The following is a 25,300-nucleotide window of genomic DNA, read 5'->3' as shown; positions in this document are numbered from 1 at the left end:
TTATACTTAAGTAAAAAAACTGTGGTTTGTTTTGCTAACTCATATCAGGTGGCAAACTACAAACATTTGTGATTAATTAAATGAGCTGACTAAAAATCCCGTTTTGGGTGGGATTATTAAAAATCTACCAATCATAAAATTAAAAACTCGCTGAGCGTGAACTATAGCGAGTTGCAAACGAGTGACATATACAGGTATGGGTGCAATAATGTTGCACCCTATTGAGGCCTGTACTTGATCTAATTGCAAATACTATATTCCTGTAACTTCACCACATACTAACCTTAAGATGACTACTCCTAACTTCATCAATACCCTTCTGTTTGTCGATCGCAATGTCGAGAATTACCAAACTATTATTGCTAATGTCCAAGCGGGAACTGAAGTTATTCTCCTTGATGCTAACCAGGATGGGGTAGAGCAAATTACCAATGTTTTAGCCCAGCGAAGTAATATCGCCAGTGTGCAGATTATCTCTCACGGAAGTGAGGGACAAGTTCAGCTAGGTTCAACTCTTCTCAACACAGAAACCATAGCTAACTACCGTCACTTACTAGAACAGTGGCGCAATTCTTTGACAGAAAATGCTGATATTTTACTGTTTGGTTGTGATGTAGCTTCAGGAGTAGGCGAGGAGTTTCTACAACAGTTAAGCGAAATTACAGGGGCTGATATTGCCGGTTCTACAGATATTACCGGGAATGTAAATTTAGGAGGAAATTGGAATTTAGAATTTCAGACGGGAAGTATTGAATCGAGTTTAGCAATTTCCGAAACAGCGCAGCAGGATTACACAAATATATTGGATTTAAAAGCACGATATTACAATGATCTGCAAAATGGTTCACTGACTGACTACAAAGGCACAGACACAGTTAATAATATTAATTATCCTTCTAGTAATGATAATATAAATTTCTTAAACGGAAATGATGATAGAGGAATAACCTGGGAAGGTTATATTTATATACCTACTAGCGGTTATTACAATTTCTATGCAGATATTGATGATCGTTTACGCTTATATATAAACAATAAACTCTATCTGGATTTATGGGATCGTAATTATAGTTCTGGTAGTTCAGGTAGTCAATACATAACAGGAGAAACATGGTATCCGATTTCGGCACAATTCTATAATGACGGAGGTGATTGGAAAGCCATTCTTAGCTGGAGTGGCCCTGGTTTTTCTAAGCAAGTTATTCCTACTTCAAATTTTATTATCCCTAATGATGTTCCATCTTACAAAGCCGTAGAAAGACAATTAAATCAGCAAGAGAGCAATCAAGTATATAGGTTTTTTGGTGGATATTTATGGAATGGGAAGCTAGTTGAACTGCGTGGAAGCAACTATTATTTAATAGAATATTTTCCCAACCCATATCAAGTTTCTATTACAACTTCTACATCAACACCAACAGAAGGCGAAACCGCGAGATTTACTATTACATCTGATCGTGCTGTTTCAGGAGAAGTAAAAGTTTTTTACAAGGTTGAGCCTATATCTGGAGCGGATAGTAATGATATTAATAATATTCCTCAATATCAGTATGTAGCCAAATACGTCATACTATCTGGGAATAGCGCAACAATAAATATCCCTATTACTGACGACTTACGCACGGGAGAATTTGGAGAGAAAGTAAGAGTAACCTTATTATCTGACCCTTCTAATGCTTACTCGATTAATACCAGTTCTGCTACCGTAACTATCAACGATAATGAACCCGTAATTAGCATCGAAAAAATCAAAGATGGTTCAGAAAACATCCAAAATGCTCAATTTAACCTAATTTTAGATTGCGCTGCTTCTCAACCGTTTACAGTTAATTTTAGCGTTAGTGGTAGTGCGACAATAGGTAATGACTATACCTTCTCCACTAGTCGTACAATAAATCCCGGTGATGGCACTAAAATTACCATTACAATTCCTATCATTAACGATGCAATTAGAGAAGGAGATGAAAGTTTTACAGTTTCCTTAAATTATCCTAGCTCTAGTGATGGATATACAATTAATTCTTCTCAGCGGATAATTAGTTTTAACCTCATTGATGATGAACCAAAAATAGGGATTACTAAACTCAAAGATGGTTCAGAGAATATCGGAGATAATGCCGAATTTGAGCTAACTTTTGACCGCCAACGAACCGAAGATTTTGTATTAAAACTAAACGTCGATGCTGTCACAAAGAAAGACGCATCAGACCCGAATAAATACCTAAAAACTACAGGTAGTCAAATTATTCGCGGCGATTATATCGACACAGCTAAAGGTGCTGACTATCTCTTTTATTGGCGCTACAAAGATGGTAGTAAAAAAGAATATATACCAGCCGATCAATTTACAGTTACCGCTAACACAGGACTTGGTGACAAAGCAATTATTATCGGCGTTGAACCGATTAATGACGAAGTAGCCGAAAATACTGAATCTGTAAAAGTCGAATTAGTTCAACAAACCTCTGGTAATGACAAACTCTACTATGAAGTTGATAGCAGTAAAAAATCTGCCACCATTAATATTAATGATAATGAACCAACCCTCGAATTAGTAACCGTCAAAAACGCCAAAGAATACGATACATTCTTACCTGATGGCGAAGATTCAGGAACAATTGGTTATATAGAATTAAAAGCTGATAAACCCGTTCTCAGTCCTTTGGGATTGTGGGTTAAGTATACCATTACGGCTGGTGATACCGTTATTGAAGGGGTAGATTATCTCAGTTCGCAATATCGTAAAGTTTCTTTCCAAGCCAGTACCCAAACAAAAGGGATTATAGTCCCTAACAGTGAAGACTTAAAGATTGCCGGTAACAGCGTTGTTGATGCTTCCAAAATCCGCATCTACTTTATGGCCTTACCAGATGCAATTAAAGAAAATCTTGAAAACTTAGATATTAAGATTCAACCCTATCACTTTGATTTAGATACGACAGGTAATAAGACAATCTCCAATTACTTCCTCAAACAAAATGGTACGATTGTCAATTCTATTAATACTACATTAAAAATTGAAGATAGCGGACTATATTCACCACAAGTATTAATTATCGACCAAACTGGTCAGTTAATTAGTGATAAAAATCCCTTAGCAGTTACAGACGGTAAAGCTACCTTTAAACTCAAATTAGGTAGCCAACCTTTAAATGATGTTACTGTTAAATTTAATCCCCCTGCACCAACAACATCTGCTTCTTTACCTACAGGTACAACTACAAAAACTGAAGGAACAGATAATAATGACCAACTGGTTAATGCTATTGCTATTACCACCAGTTCTTTCAGATTTGAGGGTGCAATCAGCAGTAACAAAGACATTGATACTTTTAAGATTGACCTCAAAGCAGGCGATAAACTTAAAATTGATACTGATGCAAGAAAACCCCAGTTATCAACACTAGATTCCCAAATAAATCTCTTAAACTCTCAGGGTGAAATAGTTGCTAAAAATGATGATAACCCCGGAGATGATTGGGATTCTTTACTAGAATATACTGTCAGCAAAGCTGATACTTACTATATTCAAGTTGTTTATAGTGAGTATTACGGTGCATCAGGTACAACATATAATAACGGTAAGTATAAATTAGCTGTAGATGTGACTCCTGTTAGTGTGGCGTTAAAACCTGGTAATAGTATCACTTTTAATGCGACTAATTGGGATAAATTGCAAACTGTAAATATTGAAGGAGTCACTGCTGATTTTAATTTACAAGCTCAACTTACTAGTAGTGATGCTAACTATCAAAACCTCAATCTCAGTCTTCCTGTTACAATTACGCCACCTCTACAAACAATAGTAAAAGAAGGTGTAGCAGCACAAAATTTAGGTACACCCAAAGTTAGTATTTTTGCTGTAGGTGATCCGACCTTAAACAATAAAGACCCACGCATTCAAGAAAATAGTTTAGAAGCGGCTCAATTTGTTGTTCAACTAGACCATGTAGTTGCTCAAGATTTAACAATTAGCTATAGCATTAATGGTACCGCAACTAAAGATATTGATTACTCCGGTACATTTCAAACAGGTGCTAACAATACTTATTCTGTCACAATTCCCAAGGGTGAAATTTCAGTTGCTTTACCTGTTGTGCCGATTGCTGACGATATCAAAGAATCACCAGAAGCAATTACCATTACCTTAAATTCTGGAAACAGCTACAATGTTGATGCAAATGCTAACAGTAAAACCATCACTTTAATTGATAGTAATATTGTTGGTTTTAAATTAGCCAATGTCAGCTTTGATGGCACTAACTTAGATGCACAGGGTAAACCTACAGCGATAATTGCTTCTAGCTTCCGTCCATTGCAAACTAAAGAAAGTGGCGAGAGTGAAACATTTGCTATTCGCCTAAAAACCAAACCAAATAGCAGTGTTACTGTAGATTTTACTGGACTAAATAGCAAAGAAAGTAGCCTCAGCACCTCTAGAGTTACCTTTACTCCTGATAACTGGGATCAATACCAATTAGTGACAGTTACGGGTAAAGCTGATAATCTGATTGATGGTGATATTACTTACGATATTCAAGCAAAAAGTAGCAGTAATGACTCTAATTACAATGGGTTAGGTATTCCCATTACCGTTACCAATGAGGATATCGACAATAGCATTGATAAACTTGTCACCTTAGAACGTCCCGATCCATCTCTACCGTTGGTAACACTCCAGGGAACTAATACTACCTTTGCAGAAAATAGCACTGGATTTACCACAGTAAAAGTAATTTTAGACCGACCTGCACCCCAAGGAGGATTACCAGTATTCTTTTCCTTTGATGGTAGTAGTGCTACTTGGAAACAAGATTTCACTGTTAATACTAACTACTTCCAGCCCCAAACCGAAGCGAAAAATCCTTTTAATAGTATTAATGTTGGTAAATTCAGTAATCCTAATTTTGCGGATCTCGATAAAGATGGAGATTTAGATTTAGTTGTTGGTAATGGTAATGGTGTTGTCCAGTTTTATCGCAACATTGGTAGTATAGCAACTCCCTTCTTTAGTGCAGAAACAGGTAGTAGTAATCCCTTCACAGCCATTAAGGTTGATGGTAATAGTACACCAACTTTTGCAGATATAGATCAAGATGGAGATTTAGATCTAGTTATTGGTAGTTCCACAGGTAATCTCTCTTATTCAGAAAATATTAGCGATAGTAAAGGAATTAAATTTGCACCACTGCAAAAGCTAGAAATAATTGGACAACCAACATTAACTAATAGTGCGCCTACTTTCGCAGATATTGATCGAGATGGTGATTTAGATGCAATTGTCGGTGCAGGCGATGGCACAATTAAATATTACCTAAATACAGGTACAAAAAATACAGGTACAAGCATACAACCAATCCTCATTCCCCAAGCAGACGCAAATAATCCCTTTAAGGGTATTGATGTTGGTGATGATAGTAAACCGAATTTCGTAGATGTTGATGGCGATGGTGATTTAGATTTATTTGTTGGTGGTAAAGATGGTAAAGTTTCCTTATACCGCAACATTGGTACAGCAAAAACCCCTCAGTTTAGCCTTGATAATAATACTCTTACTAATACCTGGAATACAGGGGGTAATAGTGCGCCCTTATTTATAGATTTAGACCAAGATAAGGACTTAGATGCAGTTATTGGTCGGGCTGATGGTACGCTGCAATATCAAAAACAATACCAAGCCATAGTTATTCCTGAAGGACAAACTACAGGGGAAATTACAGTTCAAGCTATTGACGATCAAATTCAAGAAGGTAATGAAACTATTAACCTAAAACTAGCTGAAGATGCTAGCTATCGGGTTAATAAAAATCAACCAGAAAATTATCGTCAAACTCTCTCCATTCAAGATAACGACAAAGCTGGATTACTACTAAAAAATGCTCAAGGACAACCTGTCCAAAGTCTGAAATACCAAACACAAGAAAATAGTAATACTCCTGTTAATTTCAGCCTTGAACTCACTAGTAAGCCGACAGATCAAGTTAAAGTCAGCGTCTTTAGTCAAAATGTCAGGGAAGGATTACTCCAGAAAACTGGAGATACCTCTGCTAATCAAGTTGTTGATTTAATCTTCACCCCAGACAACTGGAATAAACCTCAATCCTTTTCAATTATTCCCCAAGACGATCGCGTTCAAGATGGGGCAGTTGCTTATACACTAGGACATCAGGTTCAAAGTCTTGACCCTAACTACAATGACACCGCAGACTCTAAACTAGGTTTTGGTATCAGCGATAGATTAGTTGATCGGGTAAGTATTGCCGCAGATGGTACACAGGCAAACAACTATACCAGCATCTTTGATTCTCCAGCAATTAGCGCTGATGGACGTTATGTTATTTTCTCTTCTTTTGCCAACAACTTAGTAGAAAATGATAGTAACTCTAACTCAGACGTTTTCATCTACGATCGCAATACCAAAGAAACTGAACGCATTAGCGTCAGTAGTGATGCTACTCAAGGGAATAATTATAGTTTTCAGCCTGCGATCAGTGCTGATGGCCGCTACGTAGTTTTCACTTCTGCGGCTAGCAATTTAGTGTCGGGTGATACTAATAGCAAGACAGATATATTTATCTACGATCGCACTACTCAAGCAACCCAACGGCTGAACCTCAGCAATAATGGTACACAGGCAAACGCTGATAGTTATACCCCCGCAATCAATGCTGATGGACGCTATGTTGTCTTTGAATCCGATGCTAGTAATTTAGTATCTGATGATACTAATGGTAAGCGAGATATTTTCATCCGCGATCGCACTACCAATGAAACCCAACGGATAAACCTCAGCAATAGTAATCAACAAACAACTGGTAATAGCAATAATCCTGTAATTACTGCTGATGGTCGCTACATTATCTTTGAATCTGATGCTGATAACCTGGTAGCAGGTGATAATAACGGCAAAAAAGATATCTTCATTTACGATCGCACTACCACTCGCACCACCAGCTATAAAACTGTCACTAACCCCATTAACACCACTGACGGGACTATTTCTGTCTCTAGTACAAATTCCCCAACTGGTGAAGATAAAAGCAAAGCATTTGATGGCAATAACAGCACCAAATGGCTAGTTTTTGGTTCATCAGCTTGGATTCAATACGAATACCCTGCTAGTAATGTTGTCGCTAATAGCTACTCAATTACCTCAGCTAATGATTTTGCCGAAAGAGATCCAAAAGATTGGCAATTACTCGGCTCAAATGATGGTATCACTTTTGAAAAAGTTGATGAACAAACAGGGATTACCTTTAGCAGTCGCTTTGAAACAAAAACTTTCCAATTAAATAACACCAAACAATATCGTTACTATCGCCTGAATATTCTCTCTAATAAAGGTGGTAGTATTTCCCCATTATCTCAGTATGCTAATACGGTAATTGCTAAAAGCTCTGAATATTCCAGCAGCAGTTGGTCAGCACAACAAGCATTAGGCGTACCCAATGTAAACACATACGGGGACATTAAAGAAGCTTGGGCACCTTCTCCTACCAATAATGCTCAAAGATATGAGTTTCTGACAGTTGGCTTTAACACACCTGTTTATGCTAATGGTGTCACAATTCGAGAAAGCTATGGTAATGGATTTGTTTCTAAAGTAGAAGTTCTTGGTGTAGATAACACATACACAGAAGTTTGGGCAGGGAAAGATAACAGTCCTCAAGGTCAAATTGTTGATTTTAGAGTAGATTTTACTCAAACAACCTTCCTCGTCAAAGGTGTCAGAATTACCGTAGATACTAACGCCAGTAGTAGTTGGGAAGAAATTGATGCAGTGCAATTACATGGAACAACCTCCCAACCTAATGCGGTTCAATTAGCTGAATTTAAACTCAATGCTAATACCTCCACCACTGTCCCAGAATCTGTAATTACTGCCGGAGAAGGCATACAACGGATTAGTGTTAGCAGCGATGGTACACAAGCAAATGGCAATAGTGCGATCGCTTCAGTGAGTGCCGATGGACGCTATATTGTTTTTGAATCGGAAGCTAGTAACCTGGTAACGGGTGACACTAACGGCAAGAAAGATATCTTTATTTATGATCGCACTACTAAACAAACTCAACGCATCAGTGTTAGTAGCGATGGTACTCAAGGTAACGGCGATAGTTTAGATCCTACTATTAGTGCTGATGGACGCTATGTTGTCTTTGAATCGGAAGCTAGTAACTTAGTAGCAAATGACACCAACGGCAAAAAAGATATTTTCCGCTACGATCGCACTACCAAGCAAATCGAACGCCTCAATATTGCAAATAATAACGCCCAAGGGACTGATAACAGTTTCGATCCGGCGATAAGTGCTGATGGTAGCTATGTTGTCTTTGGTTCGCTAGCCGAAAACCTGGTTGCAGGTGATAGCAACAAATTTAGTGATATCTTCGTTTCTTCGCCTACTAACGATTTAGTTATTACCAATCTAGATGATAATGACACTGCGGGATTTGTCATTACTCCTTTACCAATTACTACTGAAGGAACTCAGGATGCCTTTAGTATTAAACTTGCCAGTCAACCCACAGGTAAAGTGGTTCTCACACTGACACCCCAGGATGATGAATTTTACTTTGTTGGTAAAAAACCCGGCGATACCATCACCATTACCTTTAACGCGCAAAACTGGGATAAAGCCCAAACCCTGCAAATTGCTGCCATTGATGATAACAAAGTAGAGTATTTACAAAGAAGTGCGATCGCCTTTGAGGTTAGTGGCGAAGATCCACTTTATAACAATATTGGTGCTAACCTTAAACCCATAACTGTCCTCATTCAAGATAACGATCTTCCCACAGCAAGTATCACAGCCGGCAGATCCGCCGCCGAAATTTACTCCACTCCGGGCTATTTTGTTGTCGAATTAAATCGCAATCTCCTCGAACAAGGTACATTAACGCTGGATGGAGTTGATGATTATGTTACTCTGGGCGATCCCAAAATTGGTGGTGATTTTACCCTTGAAGCCTGGATTAAGATTGACAAATATCAAGATTATGCAACCATTATTGATTTAGGAAATGGTCAAGATAAAGATAATATCCTTTTACAGTTTGATACTACAGGCAAACTACAGTTAAACACTCGCAACGGTAGTGGTAACCAGAAAATTATCACCACAAATCAAGTATTACCTATTGGTCAATGGATTCATGTCGCCGCAGTTAATGATGGTAAAGGTAATGCTTTTATTTACCTTAATGGTGAGTTAGCTACACAAGGAAGTGGTCAAACCATCGTCAACAATATTGGACGTACCAGTAACTATATTGGACGTAGTAACTGGGATAGCGATAAGTATTTTGATGGCAATATCACCGAAGTCAGAGTTTGGGATACAGCCCGTAGTAGCGATCAAATTCGGCAGAACATGAATCGTTTTCTCACCGGTACAGAAAACGGTTTAAAAACTTACTACAGCATTAATAATGCCAATCCCACTAACTTAAATCCCGAAACCTTAACCGACTATACAAATAACGGTATTGATGGCACTCTTAAAAATGGTGCAACTTGGCAAGTAGGTAATTTTGACGCGCCTGTTTATGCCCTTCCTGTTGATAATACAGGGCTGGAAATCAACTACAAAATTACAGGCGGAACTGCGACAAAAGACGCAGATTATCAATCAATTGGGACAGATGGTAACAACACAGGTAAAGTGCGGGTTTTTGGTAATCAAATTCTCATTCCTATTGTTCCTATTGATGATAAGAAAATCGAAGATGTAAGTTTTACGGTTAACAATGTTTCTACCGTATCTAGCAGTAATGGTAAGACAACTTTACGGCTAGATGTTCTGGGCAAAGCCATACAACCTTCCTTAAAAGTCAAGGAAATTAAGGTTGACAATACTACTTCTCCCACAGGAGAAGAACAAGAAAAAGCAGCTGATGGTAACATCAATACTAAATGGCTGACTGATATGAAGTCAGACAGCCCAAATATTGATAACTGGCTGCAATATAAATTAGAAAATGCGGCGGTTATTAAAAGTTATGCCATAACTTCAGCTAACGATCAATCAAGTCGAGATCCTCAAACTTGGCGAGTTTGGGGTTCAAATGATGGTCAAACATTTACCCCACTCGATGAGCGTAAAGGTATTACTTTTGCTAATCGCCTGGAAACTAAAACTTTTGATTTTAAGAACACTACACCATATCAATACTATCTTCTAGAAATCGTCAAAACCAATGGTGCAAGCTCAGTTCAATTAGCAGAATTTAAACTTCTGCCTACTGTTGATGTCAATTTACCAACAGGTAGTTTTGTTGATTTTGGTAATAACTTAACCGGAAACCTAACTCAGGATGTTACCCTGAATCAATTAGATCAAGGTTCATTCAGCTTTGATGGTACTAATGATTACGCTTCTTTAGGCAATACAAAAATTGGTGGCGATTTTACAATTGAAGCGTGGATTAAGATTGATAAACATCAAAACTATGCAACTATTATTGACTTAGGAAATGGTGAAGATAAAGATAATATTCTTTTACAGTTTGATGGTACTACAGGCAAACTACAGCTAAACACTCGCAACGGTAGTGGTAGTAGTAACAGGACAATCATCACTACAGACAAGGTGTTACCTATTGGTCAATGGATTCATATTGCCGCAGTTAATGATGGTAAAGGTAATGCTTTTATTTACCTCAATGGTGAGTTAATTAAAGAGGCTAGTGGTCAAAAAATCGTCAATAATATTACCCGCAGCAGTAACTTTATTGGTAAGAGTAACTGGAGTAATGAATACTTCGACGGGAATATTGCTGAAGTCAGAGTATGGGATACAGCCCGCAGCGCTGAAGAAATTCAGGAAAATATGAACCGTTTTCTCTCTGGTAAAGAAGACGGTTTAAAAATCAACTACAGCGCCAATACTGCTAATGCTAATGCCACAAATAAAACCATTGGCACAATTAACGATTTGACTGGTAATGGTATTAATGCCACCTTACAAAATGGTGCAGCTTGGAATGTTAGCAAACTTGATTGTCCTGTTAACAGTAACGTCATCAATTACACGGGAACATTAGAACTAACCGTTGATAATGCTGTTGCTAGTCAAATTAAAGCCGGAAATGCAGTAAGAATTCCTTCCGAAACAGTCACGGTAACATTACTTCCTGGTGACGGCTATAAATTAGGAGATACTAGTTCAAAAACTGCCAGCCTGAATATTATTGATAACGATGTTCCAGGGGTGCGGATTGTTCAAGGTGGAAATCGTACTATTGCCATTGAAGATGATTCGTTTAAAACCAATGATGGTGATACAATTCGCACTTCTCAGTTTGAACTCTCTCTACTCAGTGAACCTTCATCTGATGTCACCCTGACGTTAAAAACTAACACCACGAAGAAAAATGCCGCTGGTGAAGATAAGAAACAACTAGGCTTTATTGATAAAGATGGTAAGTTAGTTGATACGCTGCAAGTTACCTTTAAACCAGAAGAATGGTATCAATTAAAAACCATTACTGTTCAAGGTATAGATGATGGCATTCTGGAACCGGATTTAGAAACAAATATCGCTGTCATTGATTATAAACTGAGTAGCAATGATGCTAACTATGACAATCTGGCTGTTGTACCCCAAACAGTTTATATAGTTGATCGGGTTCTGGATAAAGTTGAAACCATCAAGGGGATTGAAGCTGGATTTGGTACACTTCAAGGTACAATTGATAACTTAGAATTACCCATTATTGGTTCACTCAAAGGACGTTCTCCAACTTTACTGCAAGATTTAGGCAGCATTGTAAGTAAAGGTGTCAGTCAAACCGATCCTAATCAACTGACAACAAAGTCGCTAGATAAGCTGATAGAAGATGCTTTAACTCAGTTGGGAATTTCTGGGGTAGATGTCAAAACTACAATGACAGATACCGATGTTTACTTTGAGTTTAATGCTAAGAAAAACTACGAATTTTTTAATCTCAATCTTTCCTCAGATTTAGGTGTTCCGGCTTTAGGGATTGGCTTTGAAACTCAAGGTAATTTAACGGGTAATTTTAATTATGATTTATCTGTTGGTTTTGGCTTAAATAAACTCCTCGGTTTCTATATTAATCCAGACAAAACTAAGTTTCATGCTGATGTCAGCCTGAATTTGAGCAAAGATTTTAAAGGTGTAGGTAATTTAGGCTTTCTGCAAGTTGATTTTGCTAACGATCCGAAGAATCCGACAAAATTAGGAATTTCTGCGGATATTAGCTTTAAAGATCCAGACGCTAGCAAGAAAAAACTTGTCACACCACAACCAATCACCACAATTGATGTCACAGCTACCAAGGTAGACAGTACCCCCGCCGATACTTTAGTTATTCCCACACCGCCACAGCTTCCACCTGCACCTACCGAAAAATTAGCGCCAAAATCACCAGCCGCTACCACACCAAATTTACCCACTCCGGTAAGTAAAACTAATCCTAGTCAAGAAATTGCAGAAATTCCCGTAGCCAACCCAGTTTTAGCGCAAACAGTAGATACAAAGACGGTAGAATATAACCGCAATCTGCAAACTATTCCCCAAGCAGCGCCTTTTACCTCTTCTTTCTCTAATGTTTCAGCATCAACACTAGCTGCATGGTTAAAGAATCAAGCGACAGCAACTGCGGGTATTCCCCAAGAGGTGCTGACAGCCTTAACAAATGCTTCCCCAGAAGTCAAAGTTCTGCTGCAAATTCTGTTAGCAGAAACCACTGGGGTAAATATTGCTTTTAACGATAAACAACTGCAATTTACCTATCCCGGATCGATTGATTTTGCGAAGTTAGCTACTGTGATTCCGGGAGTTAAGAATATACCCCTCAATGGCTTAACTTTGCCTGTTACAGGTGCAAAACTCACCATTAATAATCCGGGATTAGAAAATGCCGACTATACATTTAGTGCAGCTAGTTTACCAAAGGCACAGTTAGTTAGTTGGTTAAGTAATCAGGCAAAAACAGTAATACCGCAAAGCGTACAAGATGTCCTCAATTCATTACTAGCATTAACTAATAATGTTGATTTAGTATTAGGTAGAGATCAACTGCAAATTACTTATTTGGGTAATTTGGATCTTGCCCAAATTAAAGATAAAATTCCGGGGATTAAAGATTTACCTTTAACTGGCTTAACTTTACCTGTTACCAATCCCACAATTACCATTACTAATCCTGGTAATGCTAGTGCTAATTATGCTTTGTCGGCTGCGAGTTTACCCAAAGCACAGTTAGTTAGCTGGTTAGGTAATCAAGGCAAAACATTACTACCCCAAGGTGTACAGGATGTTGTCAATCAACTATTGGCGTTAACTAATAATGTAGATTTGGTATTAGGTAAAGAACAAATCCAAATTGCTTACCAAGGTAATCTCAACCTGACACAGTTCATAGGTATAATTCCGGGGATTAAAGATTTACCTTTAACTGGGTTGAATTTACCTGTTACCAATCCCAAGATTACAATTACTAATCCTGGTAGTTTTAATGCAGATTATGCCTTTGTTGCCGAAAAACTCCCGAAAGAACAATTAGTTAGCTGGTTAGCTGCTCAAGGTAAATCTTTATTACCCCAAGGTGTACAAGATGTTTTAAATCAACTCCTAGCACTCACTAACAATATTGATTTAGTGCTAGGAAACAATCAAATCGAATTTGCTTATCAAGGTAATCTTGATTTGGCAAAATTAGCAGCTTTGATTCCTGGGGTGAAAGAATTACCTTTAAATGGTTTAACTTTACCTGTTACTAATCCTCGCCTCACAATTACCAATCCTACAGGAACTAATCCAGATTATGCCTTTGCTGTTGATAGTCTACCAAAACGTCCAATTCTCAATTGGTTAACTAATCAAGCTAAATCTGTATTACCAGAAGCGGCTCAAAACCTCCTGAATCAGCTATTTATCGAGAACTTTGAACGAGTAGATTTGCTATTGGGTAGCAAGCAAATGCAAATTACCTACAAAGGTGATCTGCAATTGGATAAGTTAATCTCGGCGATTCCTGGGGTGCGAGATTTACCGTTAACAGGGTTAAATTTACCTGTGACAAATCCGAGTTTAACTTTATTAAATCTCGGTACACCTAATGTTGATTATGCCTTTAGTGTAGAACGTTTACCCAAACAAGAATTAATCAACTGGGTGAAAGGACAAGCAGTAGCTTTGTTACCAGAAGAAGTGCGTAATGTCCTGAATGGGTTACTAAATTTAACAGAAAATGTTGATTTACAACTGGGTAATAACCAGATTCAAATCGGTTATTTAGGTAAATTAGACCTGAGCAGTATTTTACAACAAGTTCCGGGGCTGAAGGATTTACCACTCAATACCCTCAAGTTACCTGTTACCAATCCGCGTCTGACAATTATTAATCCCAATAGTCAGGATATTGACTATAGTTTTGCGGTTGAACAGTTACCCAAACAAGAATTAGTTAATTGGCTGGTTCAACAGTTACCCACAGAAGCCCAATCTATTTTGAATACGGTTTCTGATGTTGCTCAACAGGTAGATGTTCTATTTAGTGACAAGCAATTAAAGCTGGCTTATCAAGGTAATTTAGATATTGCCAAAATTGCCAAAGTCATACCAGGAATTAAAGATTTATCTTTAGATGGCTTGGCGTTACCAGTTAGCAATCCCCAGTTGATTTTAAGTAACTTAGGCACACAGGATCTCAGTTACGCCTTTAAGAGCGATCGCTTACCCAAAAAAGAGCTAGTTACATGGTTAACAAACACAGTCACCAAGCTACTTCCGGCTGATGTGCAGTCGTTTGTCAAGCAACTGCTGAGTGTAGTTGAGAATATTGATTTGCAATTTGGGAATAATCAAATTCAAATTGGCTACTTAGGCGATCTCAACCTGAAAACCATCATCGATGGAATTACCAGTCAACTTGGCGATTTTCTGTTACCACTCAAGGGATTAAACGTCACCCTCACTAATCCCAGTATCACCATTACTAACCCCAATGTTGCACCAAGTTTTAGCTTTAATTTAGAGCGCCTCCCTGTAGCTCAAATTAAAACTTGGTTGGTGGATCAAGTTAAAACCCTAGTTAACGATCCGAGTGTGCAAGATTTCCTCACCGGATTATTAAACAACTTAACCAACATTGATTTAGTTCTCGGTGATAACCAAACCCAAATTACCTATTTAGGTTCAGTTGATTTAGTCAAAGCTTTAGATATTATTCCGGGTTTAGACTCTGTTACCCCCAAAAATTTAAGCTTACCTGTTCTCAATCCCAGCTTTACAATTAACAAAACCGGAAGCGATCGCAACTATAGCTTGACGGCGGAAAGTTTACCCAAAGACGAGTTAACCCAATGGCTGAGTAAAGAAGTCATGGCGCTGTTACCTACAGAAGTTGCAGGGATGGTGAAATCGCTGCTCAATGTAGCGCAACGCATGGATGCAATCATTGGGAGTAATCAACTGACGCTGAGTTATCAGGGTAATTTGGATTTAGCGACGATTATTAAAGAAATTCCTGGGTTAAATGAGTTACCCCTGAATAATTTATCTTTACCTGTGCTGAATCCCAAGATTGAGATTCTCAACCCAGGTAAGAATGCTAGTTATAACTTTAGTGCCGAGCAACTACCGAAGCAACAGTTACTCAATTGGTTAGTTCAACAGTTACCTGCTGAGGTGAAATCGGTATTACAGGCGATCGCATCTGAAGCCCAAAACCTGGATGTGGTTCTCGGTAATAGTCAGATTGAAATCGGTTATAACGGTAACATCGATTTAGCTAAACTCCTAGCGTTGATTCCTGGTGTTAAGGATTTACTCACCACTGGGCTAAGTCTACCTGTATTCAATCCCAAGCTTACCATTCTCAATCCTGGAGCAAATGCTAGCTACAGCATTGATGCCGAAAAATTACCGAAACAACAGTTAATAAATTGGCTCAGTTCTAAGTTACCCAGTGAAGTACAAACTGTACTGAGCAAGCTTTCTACTAATTTAGATATCAATATTGCCCAAAATCAACTGCAACTTAACTATCGTGGTGATGTTGATTTACTAGAACTAGCGGGAGTGATTCCGGGTGTTAAGGATCTACCTCTGCAAGGATTAAAACTGAATGTTACCAATCCCAGTTTTACCTTGATTAATCCTGGTAAAGCCAACGCAGATTATCTCTTCAATAGCGATCGCCTACCTACCAAGGATCTTCTCGCTTGGCTAAAAACGACAGCTACCAATAGCCTACCCGACGCGGTGAAATCGGTTCTCAATCAATTACTAGCGCTGGGAACCAATATTGATTTAGTTTTGGGTAAGGGACAAATGCAACTTGCTTATAATGGCAATTTGGATCTTTCCCAAGTGATCGGCTTAATCCCTGGAGTGAAAGATATTGGTGCTTTATCGGGGTTAAACCTCCCTGTTACTAATCCTAGTATCACCATTATCAATCCTGGTACAGCCACAGCACAGTATTTACTCAAGAGCGATCGCTTACCTAAAGAAGAACTGGTACAGTGGGCAAAAGAAAAAGCCACAGAATTACTACCCGCAGATTTAGTCAAGGTATTCAATACTTTGATGAATATTTCTGAAGGTATTGATTTAGAAGTAGGCAATAATCAGCTAGAAATTGCTTATGAAGGTTCGGTTGATTTAGCTACCCTCCTCAAAGAAATTCCCGGCTTAAATGAATTACCCCTCAATAACCTCAAATTACCTGTACTCAACCCCAGTTTAACTATTACTAATCCAGGTAAGAGTGCAAGTTATAGCTTTGCTGCTCAACATTTACCAAAACAAGAGTTAATTAGCTGGCTGAAAGACCAAGCAAAATCTTTAATTCCCACAGAATTACAGGGAATATTCAACGCTTTAGCGGCGGTAGGCGAACAATTAGATATTCGCTTTGGTGATAGTCAATTCCAGGTAAATTATCAAGGCAATCTCAATCTAGTAAATATCCTTAAAGAAATTCCTGGTATCAAGGATTTTGACTTTACTGGTTTAACTTTGAATGTTAAAAATCCCAGTATTACGATTACCAACCCAGGTAAGGATGCAGACTTTAGCTTTAGTGCCGAAAAACTACCAATTGCTGATTTACAAAATTGGTTGATTACTAAAGCTGGTAATGCTTTACCAGCAGAAGCTAAGGATATTCTTAATGGACTTAAGGGTTTAGCACAGGATGTTAATATTCTCCTGACGGATAAACAAATCCAAGTCCTTTATGACGGTACTGTTGATGTCGTTGGGTTAATTAAAAATATTCCTGGAATTAGTAGCGTTCCCCTACCACCAAATAATGCCCTTACTGTTACTAAACCAACTTTAACTCTCACAAGGGTAACTACAAATAACATTACCAGCACAGATTTTAACTTTAGTGCTGAGAAACTCAACAAAGAGGGATTGAAGAAATGGTTAATCGATCAAGCAGCGAGTGCGCTACCGTCATCAGTTAAAAATATTATTAGTTCTCTCATTACCACCGCCGCAGACTTTGAGGTTCTCTTCAAAAAGAATCAACTACAAATTAGTTACCCGGGAACTCTGGATTTAGCTAGTGTTATTAAACAGATTCCTGGCTTATCGGAATTACAAACCACTGGCTTAACTTTACCAATTACCAATCCAGTACTCAGCATTTCTAACCTAGATAAAGGTGCTTCTAATGCCAACTATTCCTTAACTGCGGATCATCTGCCAAAACAGGAATTAGTAGATTGGTTAACCAAACAAGCAAAAGCCGTTTTACCTGGGGAAGTACTTAACGTAGTTGAGGATTTGCTGGATTTAGCTAGAAGAGTAGATTTGCAAATTGGCGATAGTCAAATTCAGATTACCTATGAAGGTATCCTAGATTTGAGCGATGTTTTAGAGAAAATCCCAGGCTTAGATGCGCTCAATGTCAAGACTCTAGATTTACCAGTTACTAATCCTAGTCTCACCCTGACTAAACCCCTTGGCGCTACCAGTTGGCGAGATGCTAATTTTAGCTTTAAAGCCGATCAATTACCTACCAAACAATTAGCAGATTGGCTAATTTCCCAAGGTTCCGCATTAGTTCCTAGCAGTGTAGCTACGCCTGTAAAAGATTTACTCAATGCTTTTGGTAATGTGAATGTGGGGTTGAGTAATAATCAATTCCAATTCTCTTCTAACCAAATTAACCTCAGTCAAGTTATTAATGCTATTCCCGGAATTAATAGCATTTTCACTGCACCGCCAAATCTTACCCTGACTAATCCCAATCTACTGTTAACTAACTTTAAATCTGGGACTACTAGTTATCAGTTTTCCGCGTCTGGGGTTAATTTAGGTACTTTAGCGAGTTCTTTGGGGATTCCTACAAGTTTAAGTAGTAAGTTACCAACAGTCGATTTCTTTGTTAGTAACGATAAAGTGCAATTTTCTGCACCCCAAGGCATTGATTTGAAGTCTTTAGTATCTTTGGATAGTCTCGGTTTACCAGATGTAATTACCAAATACATCCCCGAAATTAAGATAGATAATCCGCAAATTACAGTAACAAAAGCTGCTAATTCCGCTAATAAAATTATTGACCTTTCGGGAACGGTTGCTGGGTTAAATATCGGCTTAAACTACGACGGTAATAAATGGATATCGAAAGGCATTGATGATGGTGGTCGCCTCAGCGCTTTAGATTTAATTAATGTCTTCAAGACAGCTAAAACTAATCAGCAGGGCTTCTATAACTTCATTGATTATCAACTTAAAGGTGAAGCCAACCTGGGTTTAAAAGCCAAAACCAGTATTAATGGTAGTCCTGTCTTTCCTTCCTTTAGTTTCGACGTGGCTGCTAATTTCCCCATTTTCAACTACGGTAATGTCCAACAAGCCAACAAGAATGGGACAAATATTAAACTCAATAATGTGGCGATTGATTTAGGCTCATTCATTAGTAATTTAATGGGGCCAGTCATCAAAGAAGTTAATAGTATTATTGAGCCAATCAAACCAGTTATTAAACTCTTGAATGCTGATACCAAGTTATTTACTCAACTCGGTTTAGGTGATTTATTTGATGCCAATCACGATGGTACAGTCACAGTTTTTGAAGTCGCTAAACGGTTAGCACCTCCAGAAGATCGGGCAAAATTAGAAAAATCTGAGCGCTTTATTAAAGCTGTAGGTGATATTGTCGATCTGATTACTGCACTCAGCAAGATTCCTGCCAATGAGCCGATTATTATTGATTTAGGTAGTTTTGCCCTCAGTGACTTGAAAGCAGCTAGCAAAGATACCACCCAAGCTGCGAATAAAGTTGATACCAGTTCTAGTAATACAGGCGGTTTACAAACTACCAAAACAGCAGCAGATCCCCTCACTAACGCCACCAATAAAACTAGTGGTAGTTCTACAGGTAGCTTCTTAAGTAAGCTGAAAAATATTGAAGGTTTAGAATTCCCAATTCTTACCAATCCCCTCAAAGCCATTGATTTGCTGTTAGGAAAAACCACCGACTTGGTGATTTATGATATTCCTGACTTGGAATTTAACTTTGGCATTTCCAAGAGTTTCCCAATTTGGGGACCGATTAAAGGTGAACTAGGTGGTAGTTTCTCGGCGAAAACTAACTTGGTTGTAGGTTTCGATACCGCTGGAGTTAATGATTGGAAAAATGATGATTTTGAGTTCAGCAGTATTTACAAAATCTTTGACGGTTTTTATCTCAAAGATTGGGACGCAAACGGTAAAGACGTTGATGAATTGTCTCTGAATGCCAAGATTACTGCTGGTTTAGGCTTAGATGTTGGCGTAGCTGATGCGACAGTGCGGGGTGGTGTTCAAGGTTATCTTGGTATTGATGTCGTAGATACTGGAGAAAATACAGGGACTAGCGATGGTAAAGTGCGCGGTTCCGAGATTATTTCCCGTATTAGCAAGCCTTGGGAACTGTTCAAGCTCAATGGTAGTATTGATGCTTTCCTGGAAGCAGAAATTAAAGTACTTTTTGTCGGGACTGTATGGAAAGAAGAATTTGCCCGCTTTAACTTAGCTAAATTTACCCTGAGTGCTGATGGTTTTACTTTCAGTGGCGCACTTTCCCAAAGCTATATTGCCGGCGCAACAATCTTCCTGGATACCAACTTTAATAATCAATGGGATGCAGGCGAAGTTAAGACAATTTCCGATGAATACGGTCAATTTAACCTGGATATTCCCCAAGAAGTCGATACCAATGGTGATGGTGAGATTGGTGTTGATGAGGCGCAATTAGTAGGATTAGGCGGCTTTGATACTTCTAGTGGTTTGTCTTCTGGTGCTTTAATTGCTTTACCGGGTTCGGCGATCGTCACACCTTTAACTAGCTTAGAAGCACGACTAGTACAATCGGGCTTGAGCCGAGAGGCAGCCGATGGCATCATTAAACAGCAATTGGGCTTAGATTTGGCATCAAATCTCGAAAGTTTCGATCCCCTCAAAGCTGTGGGAGAAAAGCAAGAAATTGGCTTAGATGTCTATTTGGCACATATTCAAGTACAGTCTCTGCTCAATGAAACCCGTGCTTTCTTAGATGGTTTGCAACAAGCTGCTACAGGTGTAGTCAATCCTAATAATTTACTAGAAGCGATTAATGCCCTAGCGGTATATCTGCAAAATAGCACTTATTCTCGCCTGGATCTGGCGAATACAGAGATTCTACAATCCTTCTTTAACTCAGTATTTGAGCGCAATCAATTAACTGCATCAGCTGAACAAGTAAGTGCTTTAGCTTTAGCCGCCGCCGCAGGTAATGAGTATTTAGGGAAAGTGGCGAAAGTGGGTGCATCAAAAGCTGTATCGGAAGCCTTACCAGTACTAGCCTCTCTCAAACGAGTTACCGAAGAACATATTCCTGTATTAGTACAGCAGATGGCTGCGGGGGAACTGACTACTGAGCAACTTATAGGTGCGATCGCCGCAACTTTTGATCAAAACTATTATTTAGTTGATGCTAACGGTAATAGCTTCGGTAATCGCTATGCTTCTGTGAGTGTATCGCCAGCACGGGTTTCTGAGGCTGATGCGACTAAGGTACAATTCCACATTGACTTAACCCAAGAAGCACCAAACCAAGGCTTAAAGATTCTCTATGATATCTCCGGTACAGCTACTTTAGGGGAAGATTATCAAATTGTCGGCGCAACTACAGGGGAAATCAATATTGCTCCTGGTGAAACCACTGCTGTGATTGAGATTCAAATTCTCAACGATAACTTGGCAGAAAACTTAGAAAGTATCACCTTAAATCTGAAATCTGTAGGTGAAGGTTATGCGATCGCGCCAAATGCTAAAGTCGCTTTGATCGATATTCAAGATGATGACCAAACAACCACAGATTCAGCGACTAAAGGAGTTGTTCTTAAGGGTAATTTGTTGGCTAATACCCTCACAGGTGGTGTTGGTAACGATCAACTCGAAGGTAAAGAAGGTAACGATTATCTTGATGGTAAAGAAGGTAATGACTTCTTACTCGGTGGTAGCAGTAATGATACCCTGATTGGTGGAGATGGTAACGACCAACTTGAAGGTAACGCTGGTGACGACTCCTTAGAAGGTGGCGCAGGTAGCGATAGATTAGAAGGTGGCGAAGGAAGCGATCGCCTTTTAGGTGGTGTCGGTAGCGATATTATCTTAGCTGGCTTAGGCGATGATTATTTAGAAGGTAATCAAGGTAATGATCAGCTAGAAGGTGGTGGTGGTAAGGACACCATTTACGGTAACGAAGATAATGACTGGATAGTTGCTGGCGATAGTAATGATGTCATCGTCGGTGGTACGGGAGATGATATCCTCAATGGCGGTGCTGGTGCAGATGTCTTCTTCTTTAACTCTCCCAATGACGGCTTTGACACAATTCTCGATTTCAATCCCGAACAGGGAGACAAAATCCAGATTTCGGCTTCAGGTTTTGGTGTGAGCGACCTCAGTGGTTTCCGCTTTATTAATGGTGTCTTAGACTTCCAAGGAAAAAATCTGGCACTGATCCAAAATCAAGGGAAAACCTACGCTTACTTTTCTCACCTTGAGAAAGTTGTGGAAATTGTTGACCAACCCACCCCAATTCCATCTACTGAAAATAAACTGATACAGGAAAACCTGTATAGCTTTAATGCTCCCGCAGTATTGAACGATCTAGTTCAAAGCAGCCAAGGAACTGCGGCTAACCTTTTAGAGACAATTTTACAAAGAGGTTATCTCAAAGTTGCTTCCTCCAGCCAAAATTCGATTCTCAGCTTTGATTTAGAGTTTGTTGGTGCTTTAGCAGCTGCTTTGTTTGGTAACAAAAACCAAGTCGAAATTGTTAACACCACCTCTAGCGATGGTTTTACTCAAGTTGCTAATAAAAACCTTGACCTCAGTGTTAGGCGAGTGACTGAGAATCTTGTCCGAGATGGTGGTTTAAATGTCGATTTTGGCCCGGTGTATCTTTACGATCACCAAGGTATTTTAGTCCCTACTGACGGCAAGATTCAAAAAATTGAAGATCTCAAAGGTGCAACAATTGGTGTTGTTAGTGGCAGTACAGCCTACGCTAATTTAGTAAATGTACTACAACCTTTAGGTATTAGCTTTACACCGCGCTGGTTTGACAATGGAGCGCAGATGTTTGCGGCTTACCAAAAAGGCGAAATTCCTGCGCTGTCTATTGATACAGCCTTAGTAGATAATTACTTACGTGACTTCCCAGATCCACAAAAACACAAGCTTCTCGATGGCGAATTTTCCAAAGAACCAATCGCCTTAGTATTACCAGAAAATGAATCTGCTTGGGCTGATGTGGTACGCTGGGTGACTTACGCCACAATTCAAGCGGAAGAATTTGGGATTACTTCTCAAAATATTGACCAAATCCTCAAAGATAATCAAGATGAAAACCCCAATAATGATTCTGATCCTGCTATTCGCCGTTTCTTAGGCTTGCAGGAAAAATTGGGGACTGCTTTAGGTTTGCGCGATGATTTTATAGTGCAAGTGATTAAGCAGGTTGGTAACTATGGCGAAATTTATCAACGTCACTTCCCCAATTTAGAACGCGATCGCAATCTTCTGTGGACTGATGGTGGTTTAATGTATACACCGCCTTTCTCAGGGACTCCGAAGGAACTGAACCTGATTGATAATGACAAACGCAACGTCTTAGAGGAAATCAAACAAAGAGGTGTACTGAATTTCGGTTTACCTGAACCCTTGAACTTCCCCGGTTTTACAGTCAAGCAAGCAGATGGCACACTCAAAGGCTTTGATGCAGATTTAGGTAGGGCTTTAGCAGCAGCCGTATTTGGCAATCCCAATCAAGTAGAATTTGTACAACAAGCCTTCGCCGATGGCTTTGGCAATACAGCTAATGGTGTGGTGGATGCTTCAGCCGCTGCGTATACAGAGAACTTAGTCCGTGATGCGAGTTACGGAATTGATTACAGTCCGATTTATCTCTATACCGGACAGGGTATTCTCACCCGCAAAAATAGTGGTATTAATTCCATCCCAACTCTTAATGGTCGTAAAATTGGGTTGCTTAATGGAATGTCAGGTACAACTGCATTGAGCAATTTGCAAGATGCATTGGTAAAATTTAGCGCCAGTCCTACCCTTGTCACTTTCGATAATTCTGCTGATATGTACGCCGCTTACGATCGCGGTGAGGTCGAAGCAGTCTTTAATGACGTTACACTCTTAGCAGGCAAAATTCCCACTTTATCTCAGCCACAAGAACACCAAATTCTCCAGGATACTTTTTCTAAAGAACCTTTAGGTTTAATCATTGATGAAAACCAATCGGATTGGGCTGATGTAGTTAGGTGGACAATGTATACTTTGGTGCAAGCTGAAGAATACGGCATTAGTTCCACTAATATTGATGACTTTATTGCTCGCAATACCGATACTGACCCCAATAATGATTCTACACCGGCAATTCAGGCATTCTTAGGAATTAAAGGTAATCTTGGTGCAAAGCTGGGACTGAATAATGATTTTGCAGTTAAGGTAATTAAGGCGGTAGGTAACGCAGGTGAACTATACGCTCGTAATTTTGATACTAATTTGTTACCTCGGGGACTGAATGAACTTTATACCAGTTCTGGCTTACAGTATGCAGCACCCTTTGGAGGTATCGAGCCACAACAGCCGCATCTTAGCTTTAATGCTGATACCAAAGTATTCCAACTAGATGGCGATACTGACTCAATTAATCTCAAGTTTAGTCTGAGCAGTAAACACCTCAACCGCCAAAACATTCACCAAATTGCGTTGGTTGCTTATGATAACGCCCAAGGGGAAGTTGATGGCTTCAAACCTGGACAAGATGGCTACCTCAATGCTGTACTCAAACGTTCTCAGGTGCTGTTCTCGGTACTCCCCGATGACTTTATTTCTAATCCAACAAAAATTATTCAGAGAGCCAGTCGTGAAAATTTGGGATTGCTGTTTTTCCAAAATACCAGCTTAGATGCAGTTATCAATGATAGCAGTCTGCTCAATCGTGTCTTCCTTGGTTCTCCTTTTGGCAATAGTTCTACCCAAGCGATGACGGTTGCATCTCTGGATAACAATCAATTTAGTTTGAGCTTTGAGGATCAATTAGGAGATATTGACCCTGATTTAGTAGTGAAGTTAGAGATTACTAATGAAGAAATTCCTTTAGGCGCGAAGTTACAAAAACAAGGTACAGAGGAACTAATTGACTTCACAGATTTACCTGGGTTACAAGTTCAAGTTTCTTTCCCAATTGTGAAAAGTGAAGCGGCTTATAATAACGTTGTCGGTTTCTACCAAATTGAAGATCTTCAAGGTACTGTGCAAGACTCCCTCACTGGTAAATTGATTCGTGCTGGTGAAGCAGGTTACGCTCAAGCCGCAATTCGCAACAGTCAACAGCATGGTATGACTATGAATGACCAAGGGGTATTAACTGGTGGTACCTTTGCAGGTGGGAAATTCTATGCACCATATCTGATTGCTAATGGCACGGTAGATGCTGGGCTGAAAGGCGATGTTTCTGTCTATTTTAGCTTTATTGGGGCAAATTCCGACCATACAGATCACTTCCTCTCACTCGGCAATAATGCTTGGGGTGTAGAGGATTTAGCAGGCGGTGGCGATCGCGATTTCAATGATATTGTGATTCAAGCCAATTTCAAAATTGTCTAAGTATGATTTGAAAGAAAAAATGAGGTATTGAGCCGAGATAAGGATACCGTTGGCGAATTCCCCAAACAGCTAAACTGAACCGATTTGTTCAAAAATGAAAACTTTTAGGCGATCGCGTAAAATTTCAAGTTCTGAAATAGTTAGCAACCCAACAGA

At 39.2% G+C, this 25,300-nt stretch carries 1 protein-coding gene; it reads left to right on the top strand.

The window, feature by feature from the left end; translation table 11 throughout:
* Window positions 1–289 precede the first annotated feature (289 nt).
* Window positions 290–25,144 (top strand): DUF4347 domain-containing protein, encoded by a 24,855-nt coding sequence (locus tag AACU32_RS13305; RefSeq protein WP_096600167.1) that lies wholly within the window; start codon window positions 290–292, stop codon window positions 25,142–25,144.
* Window positions 25,145–25,300: the final 156 nt, after the last annotated feature.

Source organism: Calothrix sp. NIES-2100 (assembly GCF_963875285.1).
Lineage (GTDB): Bacteria > Cyanobacteriota > Cyanobacteriia > Cyanobacteriales > Nostocaceae > Aulosira.
Note: the sequence above shows the minus strand (reverse complement) of the source record. Positions and strands in the feature narration are given on the sequence as shown.